Raw genomic sequence first — 17,788 nt, forward strand, 5'->3', positions numbered from 1 at the left:
TCGTTTCTCGCCGCAGCAAATCAATTGAGATCCGCCGGGAACAGAAGCCCCTCCGAGACATTGTGACAGCATCGATCACAATTTCTCACAGGAGGCCTTCATGGGACGCGGCATTTTGCTCTGGTTGCTCGGTATTCCGATTCCAATCATCATTCTCATCATGCTTTTCGTACGATAGGGGGCGTTTATGCAGTCCACCCTATCGGCTGTCGACGTTTCCGCTTCGACGGAATCCTCTTCCACCGCCGTCAGTTGGGGGCCGATCATCGCCGGCGCCTTCGCGGCCTCGACGCTGACCTTGATCCTGATGCTTCTCGGCTCGGGACTGGGGCTGAGCGCGGTCTCGCCCTGGTCGGGCTCCGGCGCATCGGCCGCGACGTTCGCGGTATCCACGGCGATCTGGCTGGTCATCGTGCAATGGCTGTCTTCCGGCGTTGGCGGCTACCTCGCCGGCCGGTTGCGCACCAAATGGGTCGGGGTGCATACGGACGAGGTCTATTTCCGTGACACGGCCCATGGCTTCCTGGCCTGGGCGCTCGCCACCCTGCTTGTTGTCGGCGTGCTCGGTTCGGCGCTGACATCCCTGCTCGGCTCCGGCGTGCAGGCTGTGTCGACCGTGGCGTCAGGCGCGGCCATGGGAGCTTCGGCAGGAGCCTCCTCGAATGCGTCCGGCGCATCGGCCGATAACGCAACGTCTTATCTGGTGGATTCGCTGTTTCGGCCGGCCGATGCCAGCAAGCTCGCGGCAGCCAATCCGGAAAACGACGCGGCAGCAGCAGCGCAGGCTTCGCGTATCCTGCTCGCCAGCGCGGCGGCCGGCGAGGTTTCCGCCGATGACAAGGCCTACCTGTCGCAGCTTGTGGCTGCCCGCACCGGGCTGTCGGAAGCCGATGCCAAGACGCGTGTCGATGCGCTGGTGGCAAAGGCCCAGGATGCCAAGGTCAAGGCCCAGCAAGCGGCGGATACGGCCAGGAAGGCGAGTGCAACTTTCGCACTTCTGGGAGCCCTGTCCTTGGTCATCGGCGCTTTCATCGCCAGTGCGGCGGCGGCCCTTGGCGGCCGGCAGCGCGATGACGAAGAGGCGATCTTCCTGACCAACCGCTGAGCGGCTCTCAGCCCTGAAAACCAAAAAAGCCCGGCTTTCGAAAGCCGGGCTTTTTCTGTTCCAGTCGTAGCTGGCTTAGTGATCCATCGCCTTGACGATCTCTTCGGTCATCTTCTTGGCATCGCCAAGCAGCATCATGGTGCCGTCCTTGTAGAACAGCGTGTTGTCGATGCCGGCATAGCCGGAGCCGAGCGAGCGCTTGACGAATAGGCAGGTGCGGGCCTTGTCGACGTCGAGGATCGGCATGCCATAGATCGGCGACGACTTGTCGTCACGTGCCGACGGGTTGGTGACGTCGTTGGCGCCGATGACATAGGCGACATCGGCTTGCGCGAACTCGGAGTTGATATCCTCGAGTTCGAAGACCTCGTCGTAAGGCACATTGGCTTCGGCGAGCAGCACGTTCATGTGGCCAGGCATGCGGCCGGCAACCGGATGGATGGCGTATTTGACGTCGACGCCGTTGGCCTTGAGCTTGTCGGCCAGCTCGCGCAACGCATGCTGCGCCTGGGCAACCGCCATGCCGTAGCCCGGCACGATGATGACCTTCTGCGCGTTCATCATCAGGTAGGCGGCGTCGTCGGCCGAACCCTGCTTCACGGTGCGCTCGATGCCATCATCAGCCGCAGCGGCGGTTTCGCCGCCAAAACCGCCGAGAATGACCGAGATGAAGCTTCGGTTCATGCCCTTGCACATGATGTAGGACAGGATGGCGCCGGACGAGCCAACCAGCGCGCCGGTGATGATCAGCGCCAGGTTGCCAAGCGTGAAGCCAAGCGCCGCTGCCGCCCAGCCCGAATAGGAATTGAGCATCGAGACGACGACCGGCATGTCGGCGCCGCCGATCGGGATGATCAGCAGCACGCCGAGCAGCAGCGAAGCGGCGACGATCAGCCAGAACACCAGCTTGGCCTCGGTGGTGACCAGAAGCACAATCAGCACGATCAATGCGATGCCGAGGGCTGCGTTGATGAAGTGGCGGCCGCCGATCATGATCGGCTTGCCCGACATGCGGCCATCAAGCTTGAGGAAGGCGATGACCGAACCGGTGAAAGTGATGGCGCCGATGGCAACGCCAAGGCTCATTTCGATCAGCGCCTGGGCATGGATGTCGCCATCCGTACCGATGCCGAAGCTTTCCGGCGCGTAGATGGCGGCAGCCGCCACCATGACGGCGGCAAGGCCGACGAGCGAGTGGAAGGCCGCGACCAGCTGTGGCATCGAGGTCATGGCGATGCGGCGCGCGGTGACCGCGCCGACCGAGCCACCAATGGCCAAGCCAAGCACGATCAGGCCGAAGCGTCCGGCTGACGGGGTCGCCAGCGCCAGGGTGGTGGCAATGGCGATGCCCATGCCGATCATGCCGTAGAGGTTGCCCTGGCGGCTGGTGGTCGGATGCGACAGGCCGCGCAGCGCCATGATGAACAGGACGCCGGAGACCAGATAGAGGAAGGAAGCGAAGTTGGCGTTCATGTCGCTCTACTTGTCCTTCTTCTTGTACATCGCCAGCATGCGCTGGGTGACGAGGAAGCCGCCGAAGATGTTGACCGAGACCAGCATCAGCGCGACGAAGCCGAAGCCCGCCGCGACGCCGGAAGCCGCGATGCCGACGGCAAGCAAGGCGCCAACCACGATAACCGAGGAGATGGCGTTGGTGACGGCCATCAGCGGTGTGTGCAGCGCCGGCGTCACCGACCAGACAACGTAGTAGCCGACGAAGATCGCCAGGATGAAGATGGCGAAGCGGAAGACGAAGGGATCGATGGCACCACCCGATAGCGCATGCGCGGCATCGCCGGCGGCATCAGCACCGCCGGGAGCGGCTGCCATGTTGTGGACAGCGAGACGAACGGCGGCGGACGCCTGATCGAGCTGGTCGAGGGCTTTCTGCAAGGTCTGATCCATCACGCAATGCCTTTCGACTTCGACGAGGGCGACTTGGGTGTTGCCGGCTTTTTCGACGCGGCCTTTTTCGGCGCGGCCGTCGAGGAACCATCGGCGACCATGGTCGTGGCCGGGATCGCCGCCGGCTCGACATGAGGCTGCTGCTCGGCCTTGGCGAAGGCGGGATGAACCACCTTGCCGCCATCCGTCAGCATCGTCGCCTTGACCAGGTCGTCTTCGCGGTTGATGGCAAGTGTCTTTGTCGCCTTGTCGACCAGTGTCTCCAGAAAGGCGTAAAGGTTCCTGGCATAGAGCAGCGAGGCCGAAGCCGCGACGCGGCCGGGCACATTGAGATGGCCGACGATCTTGACGTTGTTGGCCGTGGTCACGACCTTGCCGGCCTCGGCGCCCTCGACATTGCCGCCGCGCTCGACCGCGAGGTCGACAAGCACAGAACCCGGCTTCATCGAGGCGACCATCGCCGCCGACACCAGCTTCGGCGCCGGCCGGCCGGGGATCAGCGCCGTGGTGATGACGATGTCCTGCTTGGCGATGTGCTCGGCGGTGAGTGCCGCCTGCTTGGCCTGATACTCCTTGGACATTTCCTTGGCGTAGCCGCCGGCGGTCTCGGCGGCCTTGAACTCCTCGTCCTCGACAGCCAGGAATTTCGCGCCGAGCGAAGCGACCTGCTCCTTGGCGGCGGGACGAACGTCGGTGGCGGTGACGACCGCGCCGAGGCGGCGCGCGGTGGCGATCGCCTGCAGGCCGGCAACGCCAACACCCATGATGAAGACTTTCGCGGCCGGCACCGTGCCCGCCGCCGTCATCATCATCGGCAGCGCGCGGTCATATTCCGAAGCGCCGTCGATCACCGCCTGATAGCCGGCGAGATTGGCCTGCGAGGACAGAACGTCCATCGACTGGGCGCGGGTGATGCGCGGCATGAATTCCATCGAGAAGGCGGTGACGCCAGCCTTTGCCAATGCGGCCACCGCGGCATCGTTGCCGTAGGGATCCATGATGGCGATAACGGCCGAGCCCGATTTGTAGCCCTTCAGCTCTGCCTCGCTTGGCCGGCGAACTTTCAGCACCACATCGGCCTTGCCGGCATCGGCCGCCTTGCCGATCGTCGCACCCGCCTTGGCGAATTCGTCGTCTGGGATGCGCGATCGTGTGCCGGCGCCTGTTTCGACAACCACGCCGAAGCCAAGCGCGGCCAGCCGCTTTACCGTGTCCGGCGACGCCGCGACCCGAGGCTCATTGGCATCAAGTTCACGTGGAATGAAAACCGTCTGTCCCACCGCATGATCCTTTCGGTTGGAACCTTGTTTCCCGTGAGGCATCGGCCGGAAATCCGGCTGCGCCTTGGATAAAGGAGTTGGAAAACTACCGGAGAATGAAAGCGCCGACAGCCAGGATCAGGACGAACAGGATGGTCGCCGAGAAAAAGCCGCCCGCGAAAAAGCCGAAAGCCATCGCCAGAAGGAGGCCACCGCAGAAGAGCGACCCGTATTTGGCCAGCGCGAGGAAGCCCGCATAGGTGCGGTCATGCTCGGCATAGTCCATCTTCGCGCCCAGTTCGATAGGACCGGTCGGCGTGTGATCAGCCATAGGAATACCCCTTCGAAGACATCTTTCAGGCACATAGCGAAAAGCCGGGCCAAGAGCAATGGCGCGATTGCCGCATCGCTGGTGGGAACTGCCTCAAAGGAATGTTGAAGCTGGCGTTGAGGCATCAGTCAGCGGCGTTGAACGTCCTGTGATAATTTCGCGATGTAGGGTGGCACCGGGAACAACTATTGTTGCCGACACGAACCAACCCGGTGAAGCGCAATGATCTCGCCGACACAGACATTTGATTGGAACGGCACCAGCATCGCCTGGGGCACGGTCGGCTCGGGTCCGCCGCTGGTTCTCGTCCATGGAACGCCGTTTTCCTCGCATGTCTGGCATCGGGTCGCTCCCGAGCTGGCTCGCAATCATACCGTCTATTTCCATGACCTTCCTGGATATGGGCGTTCGGAGATGCGGCAAGGCCAGGATGTTTCGCTGGGCATCCAGAACAAGGCGCTGGCAGCACTGCTGGCTTTCTGGAACCTCGATCGGCCTGGAGTGATCGCCCATGATTTCGGCGGCGCCACCGCCTTGCGCGCGCATCTGATCGATGGTTGCGAATATGACCGGCTGCTGCTGATCGATCCGGTGGCGGTGCGGCCATGGGGCTCGCCCTTCGTCCAGCATATCCGCCAGCACGAAGCCGCCTTCGCCGGCGTGCCGGACTACATTCAAAGAGCGATTCTAAAAGCCTATGTTTCTGGCGCGGCGCACAGGCCGCTGTCAGAAAGCGAGTTGGAGCCGTATGTCGCGCCGTGGTTGGGGCCAATTGGCCAACCGGCCTTCTATCGCCAGATCGCCCAGATGGACCAGCGCTTCACCGACGACGTCGAGGGCCGCTATCGCGAAGTCCGCTGCCGCACATCTCTTCTATGGGGTGAGGAGGACCAATGGATCCCGCCGGAGCGCGGCCACCAGCTCGCGGCCTTGCTTCCGGATTGCGCCCTAACCCTCATCCCTCGCTCCGGGCACCTCATGCAAGAGGACGCCCCCGAGGCGATCGTGGCCGCGGCGTTGCGCTTTTTCGCTGGTTGAGGCGCTTCGCGGATTGAGGCGTGGGCCGCCCAAGACCGATGTTCAGCCGGCGAGATGCGGAAACAGACCGAGCAGGCCAACGACGATCAGATATAGCGCGACGATGTAGTTGAGCAGCCTTGGCATCACGAGGATCAGCACGCCGGCGATCAGCGAAATCAGCGGAGTGAGCGCAAGCTGTGAAATATGCATGCCGGTTTCCTTCTGGCAGATCCATCGAGGTGATGCCGCGAGGCACTATTGCCTCGCCGTCATCAACGTGGACCCGGCCGGAAAGCTCCAGGTATCTGCAAATAAACGCGCTACGTCAGGCGGCTTCGCGGAAATACTTCGCGGTTGGTAGGATGGTCAGCGGCGCCAGTTCGCCGGCACCGGGTGTCTCGAACAGCATGCGCTGTTCCATCGGTGTCGAGCGGAAGAACGGGAAGCGGGAGAAGGACCGCTCGCGGATGGCTGCGACGTTGGCGCGATAGAGCACGACCTTGTAGTTCAGGCCGGGATAGTCGCGCAGTTCGCCGATCTGTTCCGAACAGTAGATGCGGCGATAGAACCCCGCATGTTCTGGACGGATGGTGGAAAGGCAGTAGGGCGCGTCGAAATAGAAGCAGGCCATGCCGGCAAGGCGCAGCGTCAGATAGGGGATCTGCGGATAGACCTTGGACCAGTCTGGGTCGGCTGCAAAACGGCTCGGGTCGGCGAAATGCGCACCGGCGGACAGCATCGGACGCAAAATGTCGCCATAGACGGTCGTGGACGGCGATTGCGGCGTGTCGGCGCAGGCGTGGTGAATGCGCAGCGTCGAGACCAGGATGCCGTCGATATAGATGCCGAACTTGGAGCAATTGACCGCTTCATCAAGCTCGTCATGGACAATATGCGCTGGGTTTTCAGGCACCATATCGCTCAGCCGATAGGACTTGTAGCGCAGCCTGTAGATGTCTTCGAGGTCTTCCCCCTTGTCACAGCGGCGGTACTCGGTGCGTTCCAGCATTGCCGAGATGTTCCTGGCAAAGCTCGACATGTTATCGGACGAGTTTTCTTCGCCCACGCCCGCCGCTTGGCGAAGCGCTGTCAATTGCGCATCCATCATGCATCCCCGTAAATTGCCGCCGCGGTTCAACCCTACGACAGGCCCCCGAGATGTAAAGATGAAAATGGGACAGGCGCTGTTTACCGATCGTTAACGTTAACAAACCGTAAAATTTTACGAAAACCCGATGTTTTTCTGGCAGAAGATCAGGGGCGCGCCGCCCTCTTGGCTGTTTTAATGTCCTTGGCGAAGGGCCAGACTGTGTTCGACATGGTCTCAATGCCGGAGGCGCTGAGGGCCGATCCGAACAGGAAGCCCTGCACAAGGTCAGGTTTGACCTGCAAGGCGAGGATCTTCAGTTGTTCAAAAGTTTCGACACCTTCGACGGTCACCGAAAGTCCGAGCGGCCGCGACATATTCACGATGCCCTTGAGCAGTTCCAGCGAGCGAGGGCTCTGGGTAACGTCCATCAGGAACGAACGGTCAATCTTGATCTTGTCGAGCGGCAACTTGTGCAGGTAGCTCAGGCTTGAATAGCCGGTGCCGAAATCATCGAGCGCTATGCGCACGCCGAGCTGCTTCAATTCCTCGATATACTGGCGCGTCAGCGACTTGTCGTCGAGCAACGCCGTCTCGGTGACTTCGATCTCCAGACGGCCGGCGGAGAGACCGGACGAGGCAAGCGCGTCACGAACCTTCTGGATGACTTCGCGGCTGCGAAAATCCTTGGCCGAAAGGTTGACCGAGACGCTGGTCTGGTCGGGCCATTTGGCGCATTCGGTGCAAGCCGCCTGGAGCACGAAAGTGCTGATCTCGGAAATGATGCCCATTTCCTCGGCCAGCGGGATGAAGATACTGGGCGAAATCGGGCCAAGATCGGGATGATCCCAGCGGCACAGGGCCTCGCAACTGGCGATGCGCATCGTGTTCATCGCCACGATCGGCTGATAGACGACGCGCAGGCTCTTGCTTTCCACAGCAGTGCGCAGATCCGCCTTCATCAGCTGACGATTGCGGAAGGCGGCATCCATCGCCGCCTCGAAGAGCCGCCAGCCATTCTTGCCAAGCTCCTTGGCCTTGTAGAGCGCAAGGTCGGCCTTGACGATCATGGCATCGACATCGGTGTCCTTGACGCGCGACAGCACCGCTCCGCCGCTGGCCTGGATGCGCAGGCCATGACCGGCGACATCGACCTCGCCCTGCAGGTTGACGAAGATCTCGTCGAGCTGGCCAGCGAGATGGCTTTCATCCTCGACGCGATCAAAGAAGATCATGAACTCGTCGCCGCCGAAACGGCTGACATTGATGCCTTGGCCGGCGATCGCGGCAAGCCGTTCGGCAACGGCATAGATCAGGCCGTCGCCAACCGGATGACCGAGCGTGTCGTTGACGCTCTTGAAATCATCGAGATCGAGCACGGCCAGCCCGCAGAGACGATCGCGGTCGCCAGATGCCATGGCCTCGCCGACCAGCTCATGGAAATAAGCGCGGTTGGGCAGGCCGGTGAGGCTGTCATAGCGCGCCATGAAGCGGATCTTGTCTTCCGCCTCGACGCGCGCGGTGACGTCCTCGAAGGTGATGACGCCCAGTTCCTGGCTGCCTTCACGCGCGGAAAACTCGTAATGCTGGCCATTGGCCAGCGACACCAGCACCTTGCGGTCGCGGCCCTCACGCAGCGCCCTCGTCAGCTGTGCCTCGATGTAGCGGCAGTCCTTCGGCGCCAGCATGCCGCCGGCAACACCACGCATCAAAAGGCCATGGATCGAGCGGCCGAGCAGCGCGTCCGGCGTCTTCAGGGACATCAGGTGCGCGGCCTCGGCATTGGCCACCGCCACCCGGCCGTCAGGGCCAAGCATGACGAGGCCGTGTGACATCGTGTTGAGCGCCCGGTTGAAGCGCTGGGCAATGCGGTTTGCCTTCTTTTCCTCCGACAGAGCCGCGAAAAGCACCTCGCGGACCAGATCGGCGAAGCGCTTGATGGCGAACAGGAATGGCGCTGAAAGCAGGCCGAGAATGAAATGATAGGGATCGCCGCGCAGGATGAAGCCCAGCGAAATCGGCCAGGTCATGGTCATGATGAAAATCATGACCATCCTCGGCGAACCATAGTTGCGGCCAGCAATCGAGGTGGCCGAGGCCAGCGTCACGCAGACCGCCGCGATCTCGGCAAAGCTATCATAGGCGAGATAGATGCCGACAAAGCAGAAGGTGCCAAGCATGAAGCCATGCATGGAACCGTAGAAAATATAGTCATTCTCCCGGCGCCGCGCTTCCTCCCAATTCCTGGGCGTTGGCGCGTGGCGATACTTCCGGATGTTGCGCAGGCGCAGGAAAGCGACCGTCAGAAACCCAAAGGTAACCGCCAGATAGGCCGGATCCCTGGTTTTCCAGTAAACCAGCATCACCAGCAAGGTCTGGGCAAAGAATCCGATGGAGAGCGTCAGGCCGTCGCGGAACAGGGTTTCCACGAACGGTATGTAGACGTCGACCGGGATCTCGTTCTTTTTTCTCAGATTCACGCCTGAATCCCAACCCTTGGGATCCAAGCAGTGTCACATCCGCCTTAAGAAAGATTTAGAGAGCCGGTCGCGTCCTCACCGTCAAGCCCACTGCCGTAACGGAAAGTGAGGAAACTTTTCTTCAGGTAAACAAGACGTATCGATTATTCCGCTGCTTGCAACTCTGGCCGGGCGGGCGCGTTTGCCAGGTGCTCGACAAGCCTTTTGCGTTCGCCTGCTGCTTTTTCGGCACTGGCCTGCCGGACATGGCCATAGCCGCGAATGAGCGCCGGTACCGAGACAAGGGCCGTGGCCGCCTCGATCCTGCCAGGTGCGAGCACCTTGCCGACGAGTTCCAGATCGCCCTCGTATCGCGCAAGCAGCTGACGTTCCATGCGCCGCTCGGCGCTGTAGCCGAACAGATCGAAGGCGCCGCCGCGCAGGCCTTTCATCGCCGCCAGCACACGAAACCCCTTCATCATCCAGGGGCCGAAGCTCGACTTCCTCGGCTTGCCGTCATTGCCGCGCCGGCCCATGATCGGCGGCGCCAGGTGGAATTCCAGTTTTTCATAGCTCTGAAACTGTTTTCCAAGCTCAGCGGCGAAGGAGCCATCCGTATAGAGCCGCGCCACCTCGTATTCGTCCTTGATTGCCATCAGCTTGAACAGATTTTTCGCCGCGGCCTCGCTCACTACGGTCGAACCGGGCATGGCCTTCGCCTCGGCGAGGCGTAACGCCGCCAGCCTTTCAGCATAGCGCTTGGCATAGGCGGCATTCTGATAAGCCGTCAGGAAGGCGACGCGGCGGGCAATCATATCGTCCAGCGTCTCGGCAATCGCGGTGGCTTGCGTGGCCTTGCCCGGCTGGGTCAGCAGGCCGCGCACAAAATCCGGCTGGTGCGCGGCGCGGCGGCCCCAGCGGAACGCCGCGATGTTCATCGCCACCGCTTCGCCGTTGAGTTCGATCGCCTTCTCGACCGCCTCGGCCGACAGCGGCAGGCCGCCGTGCTGGAAGGCAAAGCCGAGCATGAACATGTTGGCGCCGAGCGAGTTGCCGAACAACGTTGTGGCGGTGCGGGTGGCATCAAAGAAATGTGCCTTGTCGTCGCCGGCGGCGGTGCGGATCGCTTTCTTCAGGCGCTCGACCGGCAGCGAGAAGTCGGCCGAACGGGCAAACTCGCCCGGCATGATCTCGGCGGTGTTGGCGAGGAAGATGGTATGACCTTCGCGCACCGCACCCAGCACCTTCTTGGCGCCCGACACCACAAGGTCGCAGCCCAGCACCAGATCGGCCTTGCCGGCTGACACGCGGATGGCGTGGATGTCTTCCGGGGTGCGGGCGATGCGGACATGGGTGAACACCGAGCCGCCCTTCTGGGCAAGGCCGGCCATGTCGATCATGCCGCAGCCCTTGTCCTCAAGGTGGGCGGCCATGCCGAGCACCGCGCCGATGGTGACGACACCGGTGCCGCCGACGCCGTCGATGATCGCGGCCCAGCCATGTTCGCCAAGCGGGAATTCCGCCGGCGCCGGCACGCCGTCGAGCGGATCGCTTTTACCGGCGATGCCTTCGGCCTTCCTGATCTTGGCGCCATGCACGGTGACGAAGGACGGGCAGAAGCCGTTGACGCAGGAGAAATCCTTGTTGCAGCTCGACTGGTCGATCTTGCGCTTGCGGCCGAATTCGGTTTCGACCGGCTGGATCGAGACGCAGTTAGACTGCACGCCGCAATCGCCGCAGCCTTCGCAGACCAGTTCGTTGATGAAGACGCGCTTGTCGGGATCGGGGAAAGTGCCGCGCTTGCGGCGGCGGCGCTTTTCGGCGGCGCAGGTCTGGTCGTAGAGCAGCACCGAAACGCCCTTGACGTCACGCAGCTCGCGCTGGACGAGATCGAGATCGTCGCGGTGATGGATCGTGGCGCCGGCCGGGAATTCGGCCTTGCCGGCATATTTATCCGGTTCATCGGTGACGATGGCGATGCGGTCGATGCCTTCGGCCCGCACCTGCCTGGCGATCATGTCGACCGTCAGCCCGCCTTCATGCGGCTGGCCGCCGGTCATGGCGACGGCGTCGTTGTAGAGGATCTTGTAGGTGATGTTGGCATCGGTCGACAGCGCGAAGCGGATCGCCAGTGTGCCGGAATGATTGTAGGTGCCGTCACCGAGATTCTGGAAAATGTGCCCGCGCTTCGAGAACGGCGCCTGGCCGACCCATTGCGCGCCCTCGCCGCCCATCGCCGTGAAGCCAACCGTGTTGCGGTCCATCCAGAGCGCCATGAAATGGCAGCCGATGCCGGCGGCTGCGATCGAACCCTCTGGAACCTTGGTCGAGGAATTGTGCGGGCAGCCGGAGCAGAAGAAGGGCGTGCGCGAGGCGATGTCCGTCGTATCGGCAAGCATGGCCTGGAACTGGCGCAGCTTCGCGACGCGGGCCGAAATTTCTTCCGACGGCCCAATCGTCCTGACAATCCGCTCGCCCAACGCGATGGCGATCTCGTTGGGATCAAGCGCACCCTTGGCCGGGAACAGCCAGTCGTTGCGCTCGTCCTTCTTGCCGACGATGACCGGCTGCGTGGCGGTGCCGTAGAGGCTTTCACGCAGTTGCACCTCGATCAGCGAACGCTTTTCCTCGACGACGACGATGGTTTCGAGGCCGCGGGCGAATTCGGCGATGTGCTGCAGGTCGAGCGGCCATGGACAGCCGACCTTGAACAACCGCACGCCGATGCGGTTGGCGGCGGCCTCGTCGATGCCGATGTCTTCCAGCGCCTGGCGGACATCGAGATAGCTCTTGCCCAGTGTGATGATGCCGAGCTTCGGGTTGCGGCCGCCCGAATAGATGGTCCTGTTCAAGCCGTTGGCATGGATGAAGGCGGACGCCGCTGCGCGCTTGTGCTCATGCAGCCGCGCTTCCTGGCCGAGCATGTCGATCTCGTTGCGGATGTTGAGGCCGCCAGGAGGCATCTCGAAATCCGGGATGACGATGTTCAGCCGCTCAAGCGAAGCATCGACGGACGCGGTCGATTCGATGTTGTCCTTGACGCATTTGATCGCCGCCCAGGTGCCGGCGAAGCGCGACATGGCAAAGCCGTAGAGCCCGTAGTCGATGATCTCCTGGACGCCGGCCGGGTTGAGGATCGGCACCATGGTGTCGACAAAGAGGAATTCGGTCGCGTGCGCATTAGTCGAGGATTCGGCCATGTGGTCGTCGCCCATGAGGGCGAGCACGCCGCCATGTCTGGACGAACCGGCGAGGTTGGCGTGGCGGAACACGTCGCCCGAGCGGTCCACGCCCGGCCCCTTGCCGTACCAGACCGAGAAGACACCGTCATGCGTGCCCTCGCCCATCATTTCAGCCTGCTGGGTGCCCCAGCAAGCTGTGGCGGCAAGCTCCTCGTTGAGGCCGGGCTGAAAAACGATGTCGGCGTGAGAAAGCTGCTTCTTTGCCTTCCACAGCTGCATGTCGAGGCCACCGAGCGGCGAACCGCGATAGCCGGAGACGAAGCCCGCCGTGTTGAGGCCGGCGCGGCGGTCGCGCTCGCGCTGCATCAAAAGCATGCGGATGACCGCTTGCGCGCCGGAAAGGAAGATGCGCTCCTTTCCGAGGTCGAACTTGTCGTCGAGCGCGACTTCATGCAGCGTCATCAGGTATTTCCTCTGCGGAGGCCGCGCCAGGGCAGGCAGCCAACGTCGGGGTCGGATGGCGCAGTGTTTATCCCCTTGCCGGGCAGGTCAAACAAAATCGCAGGCGCCAGGCAAAGCGCAATGAACAGGCCGGCCGGCCCACTGCCTAGGTATGAAACCGTTCAGGCAATGTCATCCCGGCGCACGAAAATTTCCACCGCAACCAGGGCTGGCAGCGACGCGTCAGATAGCCTTCGAGCAATCCGGCTTCTGCTCGCCCGGCAGCTTGCCGTCGGGATGGCCAACGAGGTCGGGATTGGCCGTGTAAAGCTGGTCGATGACCAGCGGCCGGTCGGGCAGCACGGACTGGTCTTCCGTCGACATCAGCGTGGTGTCGATCTTCTGCAGGATTGTGCCGTCCGAGCCCTTGATGCTGATGGCGATCGCGTATGGCTTGTTCTTGACGACGCAGGTGAGCGCCGGGCTCTCCAGGGACACCTTGTCGAGCTTCGGCCAGACCTTTTGCTCGACGACCAGCGGCGCGCCGCCGGCCGGGTCCTGGAAACTGGCGACCGCGACCTGGCCGTCGCCCATCGGCTGCAGGGGCCGCAATGTCACGACATAGGTTGCCCTCGCCAGCCGATAGTTGAAGACGAATATCTTGCCGGAAATCTCGAACAGCTTGCCTTCCGTGTCCTTGCCGGTGTCGCGGCAGGCGCCGAGCGCAATGGCCGCGACCAGTGCGGCGCCAACAACAGCCGCTCGGGAAAATTGTTTAAGCATCCTTGACCTCATTGTCCGCCATCCGGCGGCGGCGATAGTGACGGCTTGCTTTCTGACGGTTGCCGCACACAGCCATGTCGCACCAAAGGCGGCTGGAATTGCGGCTTCTGTCGACGAACAGCCAGGTGCAGTTGGGACAGATCCTGAGCCTGGCGACGGTATCCTCCCGCAACAGCGACAGGGCGGAAACGGCCAGCGCTGCCTCGAACGCGATCGGCGTCGCCGGATCGCCGAATGGTTTTCCAGCCGCACCAATTTCGGTGCGGCTACCGGCCAGACCATCGGCGCAGGCGCCAAGGAAGCCGGGCAGATCGGCGGTGGCGACCGCGCCTTTAGACACAGCACCGCGAAACAACCGGTCCGTCGCCTCGCGGATCGACAGCACAACTGGCGCGATCGCGTCTGGTGACGGAGCGGTCAACGGCCTGCCGCCAAGCTCGGCGGAACGAAAACCACTCGCCGCATCCGCAAAGCGGGCGATCTCCGCCGGATTGTCAAAACGGTCGAAGGTTTTCTCTGGATCACAGCGCAGCACAACTGTGTTCGCCGTGTCGAGCGCGAGCAGGCCGCCGGTGAAGCGGTGCGGGGTCCAGGATACCGTCATATCGGAAATCTAACCGATAAATCGCGTTTGACAAGTTAGATTCTGCAATGCAAATGTCCGGACAGGCATGCCGGCCGGCGCCTTTTATTGGGAGCAAGCTGTTGTCCCGAGACCGCCGTGCACTTTTGGGCGCCATGCCCTGAGGGTTTTGCATGCTGTATTTCTTCCAGCAGGTGCTGAACGGACTGCATTCGGGCGCGCTCTATGCGCTGCTTGCCTTCGGCTATGTACTAACCAACGGCATCCTGCACCGCACCAACCTTGCCTATGGCGCGCTGTTCGCCTTCTGCGGGCAGACGATGATCATGACCGCCGCTTTCGGCTATCAGGTGCTGTGGCTGACGCTGCTGGCCGCGGTGGCGCTCGGAATTGTCTCCGCACTGCTCTACGCCGCGCTGATCAGCCATGTCCTGTCGCGGAGTGTGTTCGAACCGCTGGCCGACCGTTCGCCCAACGCGATCGTCGTCACCACGCTCGGCATTTTGCTTGTCTTGTCGGAGGCGAGCCGCATCGCGGCCGACACACATGACCTTTGGCTGCCGCCAATGCTGTCCGAGCCCATCGTTTTCGTACAAGACGCAGGTTTCAAGGCCACACTGACGCTTATCCAGCTGCTTGATTGCGCCTTCGTGCTGGCCACTATCGCACTGGCCACCTGGGCCTTTACCAGTTCCAGTTTCGGCCGGCGCTGGCGCGCGGTCTCTGATGATCCGAAGGCGGCGGCGATGTGCGGCGTCGACGTGCGCGCGGTATTCCGGCACGCGGTGCTGTTCGGCGGGTTCTGCGCCGCCATGGCCGGCGTTATCGCTGGCCTCTACTACGGCAATGTCGGCTTCGGCTCCGGCCTCGTCTATGGGCTGAAAATCCTGTTCGTGACCGCCGTGGGCGGCTATCTCTCGCCGCCGCGCGCGGCCTTGGGTGCCGCCGCCTTCGGCATGGCTGAATCGCTGTGGGCCGGCTATTTCCCACTCGAGTGGCGCGACGCCTGGATGTATCTGTTCCTGGTCGCCACACTGGTGCTGATCGGCGCCGGCCGCGACACCGCGAAGATCGCCTGATCCCATCAGACTTTGGTTGCATGACGCGGGGGCAGACCGCCGGTATCCGGCCCGGCCGTCCCATGTGATGATTTTGCTGCCTCTATGCTTGTTGACCCCTCAGTCCACGCGCGGCATACCGTTGGACCAAGCGGCGTGACGGAATGGAGGGGAGCCGGCACGCCTCCGACATAAGGGAGGACTGCATGGAAGGGCCACTCGCTCTGTCGCGGGGCATCGACCGCCTGAATGAGTTCATCGGCAAATGGGTGTCGTGGCTGATCCTGCTGGCGATCCTTGTCAGCGCCGCCAACGCCATCATCCGAAAAATGTTCGACACCTCGTCGAACGCCTGGCTCGAACTGCAATGGTATCTGTTCGGCGCCGCCTTCATGCTGGCCGCCGCCTATACGCTGAAACAGAACGAGCATATCCGCATCGACATCGTCTACGGCCTGTTTTCACGGCGCGTTCAGCACTGGATCGACCTGTTCGGCCATATCTTCTTCCTGATGCCGTTCGTGACGCTGATGGTGTTCTATTTCGTGCCCTACGTGTCGCTGTCCTTCCACAGCGGCGAGATGTCGACCAACGCCGGCGGACTGATCGTCTGGCCGGCCAAGGCTATCCTGCTGGTCGGTTTCTCCCTGCTGGCGCTGCAAGGCATTTCCGAGATCATCAAGAAGATCGCCATCATGCGCGGCGATCTGGACGACCCCAATCCGTTCATCTCCGTGCATGAGCAGGCCGAGCTCGAAGCCAAGGCGCTGGCTGACGAGGTGCGCTCGTGATGGAGTTCATCGCCCAGAACATGGCGCCGATCATGTTCGCCTCGCTGATCCTGTTCATGCTGATCGGCTATCCCGTCGCCTTCTCGCTAGCCGCCAACGGCTTGATGTTCTTCTGCATCGGCGTGTTTTTGACGCCCTACTCGGGCGGCGCCATCAACCTCGCCTGGCCGCTGCTCTATGCGCTGCCGGACAATTTCTATGGCAGCCGGGTGATGTCGAACGACACGCTGCTCGCCATCCCGTTCTTTACCTTCATGGGCATCGTGCTTGAGCGCTCGGGCATGGCCGAAGACCTGCTCGACACGATTGGCCAGCTGTTCGGACCGATCCGAGGCGGCCTTGCCTATGCGGTGATCTTCGTCGGCGCGCTACTGGCGGCGACCACAGGCGTCGTGGCGGCATCCGTCATCGCCATGGGCCTGATCTCGCTGCCGATCATGCTGCGCTATGGCTACGACCGGCGGCTGGCCTCCGGTGTCATCGCCGCGTCGGGCACGCTTGCCCAGATAATTCCGCCATCGCTGGTGCTGATCATCCTGGCCGACCAGCTCGGCCGCTCCGTCGGCGACATGTATGCCGGCGCACTCATCCCCGGCTTGGTTCTGACCGTCCTGTATGCGGGCTACATTCTGATCGTGTCGATCTTCCGGCCCAAGATGATGCCGGCGCTGCCGCTGGAGGCGCGCACACTCGGCCACGGCGTGATGTCGCTGCTGGTAGCGCTGGTGGCAACGGTCGCCATCTCCTACGCCGCGTACCGCTATCTTGCGCCGGCGCATGGCGACAATGCCGACATTCTCGGCGCCACGCTGGGCGTGATTTTCATCTATGTCGTCGCGATCGCCGACCGGAGCCTCAACATCAACATGATGTCGCGGCTGGCGCAGCAGGTGATCATCGTGCTCATTCCGCCGCTGGCGCTGATCTTCCTGGTGCTCGGCACCATCTTCCTCGGCATCGCCACGCCGACGGAAGGCGGCGCCATGGGCGCGGTCGGCGCCTTGATCATGGCAGCGGTCAAGGGACGGCTGTCGCTGGATGTGATCAAGCAGGCGCTGACCTCGACCACCCGTCTGTCATCCTTCGTGCTGTTCATCCTGATCGGCGCTCGGGTGTTCTCGCTCACCTTCTATGGCGTCAACGGCCAGATCTGGGTGGAACATCTGTTGACATCCCTGCCCGGCGGCGAAGTCGGCTTCCTGATCGGCGTCAACCTCCTTGTCTTCCTGCTCGCCTTCTTCCTCGACTTCTTCGAACTCGCCTTCATCATCGTGCCGCTGCTGGCGCCGGCCGCCGACAAACTCGGCATCGACCTGATCTGGTTCGGCGTGCTTCTGGGCGTCAACATGCAGACCAGCTTCATGCATCCGCCCTTCGGCTTCGCGCTGTTCTACCTGCGCTCGGTGGCCGCCCGCGTGCCCTATCTCGACCGCCTCACCGGCAAGACCATCCAGCCGATCACCACCGGCCAGATCTATTGGGGAGCGGTGCCTTTCGTCTGCATCCAGGTGATCATGATCGGGCTGACCATCGCCTTCCCGCAGATGGTGATGCATTACAAGGGGACGGTCGTGGACCCCGGCAACATCGACTACAAAGTGCCCGATGTGCCCGGCCTGTCGCCGCTCGGCGAGCCGCCGCCTGCGAAAGATGGTGCGACGCCGCCTGCAAACGACCTGTCGCAGCCGCCCAGCTTCGGCGATGCGCCACCGGCAAAACCAGCGGCGCCGCCGACAGACCTGTCGCAACCGCCAAGCTTCAATTGAAGCCAGGAGATGACGGGC

At 62.6% G+C, this 17,788-nt stretch carries 15 protein-coding genes; 5 read left to right on the top strand and 10 right to left on the bottom strand.

The window, feature by feature from the left end:
• Window positions 1–187: 187 nt before the first annotated feature.
• Window positions 188–1,105, top strand: a complete 918-nt coding sequence (locus GA829_RS01655) for a hypothetical protein (protein ID WP_195176860.1) — start codon at window positions 188–190, stop codon at window positions 1,103–1,105.
• Window positions 1,106–1,180: 75 nt separating this feature from the next.
• Here the strand turns inward: GA829_RS01655 and GA829_RS01660 are convergent, their stop codons facing one another.
• The 4 genes from GA829_RS01660 to GA829_RS01675 form a co-directional block, all read right to left on the bottom strand.
• Window positions 1,181–2,578, bottom strand: a complete 1,398-nt coding sequence (locus GA829_RS01660; RefSeq protein ID WP_195176861.1) for an NAD(P)(+) transhydrogenase (Re/Si-specific) subunit beta — start codon at window positions 2,576–2,578, stop codon at window positions 1,181–1,183.
• Between the two features lie 6 nt (window positions 2,579–2,584).
• Window positions 2,585–3,010 (bottom strand): proton-translocating transhydrogenase family protein, encoded by a 426-nt coding sequence (locus GA829_RS01665; protein WP_374940378.1) that lies wholly within the window; start codon window positions 3,008–3,010, stop codon window positions 2,585–2,587.
• Entirely contained in the window at window positions 3,010–4,290 is a 1,281-nt protein-coding gene (locus GA829_RS01670; RefSeq protein ID WP_195176863.1) for a Re/Si-specific NAD(P)(+) transhydrogenase subunit alpha, read from the bottom strand. The genes GA829_RS01665 and GA829_RS01670 overlap by 1 nt, the downstream gene beginning before the upstream one ends.
• Window positions 4,291–4,375: 85 nt before the next feature.
• Window positions 4,376–4,600, bottom strand: coding sequence for an aa3-type cytochrome c oxidase subunit IV (locus tag GA829_RS01675; RefSeq protein ID WP_195176864.1), 225 nt, complete (start codon window positions 4,598–4,600; stop codon window positions 4,376–4,378).
• A gap of 222 nt (window positions 4,601–4,822) precedes the next feature.
• On the opposite strand from GA829_RS01675, the gene GA829_RS01680 reads away from it, so the two are divergent.
• Complete coding sequence (locus GA829_RS01680; RefSeq protein WP_195176865.1) at window positions 4,823–5,638, top strand: alpha/beta fold hydrolase; 816 nt, start codon at window positions 4,823–4,825, stop codon at window positions 5,636–5,638.
• A gap of 42 nt (window positions 5,639–5,680) precedes the next feature.
• Here the strand turns inward: GA829_RS01680 and GA829_RS01685 are convergent, their stop codons facing one another.
• The 6 genes from GA829_RS01685 to GA829_RS01710 form a co-directional block, all read right to left on the bottom strand.
• Window positions 5,681–5,830, bottom strand: a complete 150-nt coding sequence (locus tag GA829_RS01685; protein WP_080680904.1) for a DUF3096 domain-containing protein — start codon at window positions 5,828–5,830, stop codon at window positions 5,681–5,683.
• 115 nt (window positions 5,831–5,945) lie between these two features.
• Window positions 5,946–6,725: an N-acyl amino acid synthase FeeM domain-containing protein gene (locus GA829_RS01690; protein ID WP_195176866.1), complete on the bottom strand. Its 780-nt coding sequence runs from the start codon at window positions 6,723–6,725 to the stop codon at window positions 5,946–5,948.
• Between the two features lie 149 nt (window positions 6,726–6,874).
• On the bottom strand, window positions 6,875–9,187 hold the full coding sequence (locus tag GA829_RS01695; RefSeq protein ID WP_195176867.1) for a putative bifunctional diguanylate cyclase/phosphodiesterase: 2,313 nt from the start codon (window positions 9,185–9,187) through the stop codon (window positions 6,875–6,877).
• A 143-nt stretch (window positions 9,188–9,330) separates the two neighbouring features.
• Window positions 9,331–12,810, bottom strand: coding sequence for an indolepyruvate ferredoxin oxidoreductase family protein (locus GA829_RS01700; protein ID WP_195176868.1), 3,480 nt, complete (start codon window positions 12,808–12,810; stop codon window positions 9,331–9,333).
• A gap of 222 nt (window positions 12,811–13,032) precedes the next feature.
• The gene (locus GA829_RS01705) at window positions 13,033–13,584 is read right to left on the bottom strand and encodes a hypothetical protein (RefSeq protein WP_374940379.1); all 552 of its coding nucleotides are present in this window, start codon (window positions 13,582–13,584) and stop codon (window positions 13,033–13,035) included.
• Window positions 13,565–14,176, bottom strand: coding sequence for a CGNR zinc finger domain-containing protein (locus GA829_RS01710; RefSeq protein WP_195176870.1), 612 nt, complete (start codon window positions 14,174–14,176; stop codon window positions 13,565–13,567). Before GA829_RS01710 ends, GA829_RS01705 begins: the two co-directional genes overlap by 20 nt.
• 152 nt (window positions 14,177–14,328) lie before the next feature.
• Here GA829_RS01710 and GA829_RS01715 point away from each other — a divergent pair, with 152 nt between their 5' ends.
• The 3 genes from GA829_RS01715 (at window position 14,329) to GA829_RS01725 (ending at window position 17,770) form a co-directional block, all read left to right on the top strand.
• Window positions 14,329–15,234: a branched-chain amino acid ABC transporter permease gene (locus GA829_RS01715; RefSeq protein WP_195176871.1), complete on the top strand. Its 906-nt coding sequence runs from the start codon at window positions 14,329–14,331 to the stop codon at window positions 15,232–15,234.
• 185 nt (window positions 15,235–15,419) lie between these two features.
• Entirely contained in the window at window positions 15,420–16,004 is a 585-nt protein-coding gene (locus tag GA829_RS01720; protein ID WP_195176872.1) for a TRAP transporter small permease subunit, read from the top strand.
• Window positions 16,001–17,770 (top strand): TRAP transporter large permease, encoded by a 1,770-nt coding sequence (locus GA829_RS01725; RefSeq protein WP_195176873.1) that lies wholly within the window; start codon window positions 16,001–16,003, stop codon window positions 17,768–17,770. The genes GA829_RS01720 and GA829_RS01725 overlap by 4 nt, the downstream gene beginning before the upstream one ends.
• Window positions 17,771–17,788 lie beyond the last annotated feature (18 nt).

Origin of the sequence: Mesorhizobium sp. INR15 (assembly GCF_015500075.1) — a bacterium.
Classification (GTDB): domain Bacteria; phylum Pseudomonadota; class Alphaproteobacteria; order Rhizobiales; family Rhizobiaceae; genus Mesorhizobium.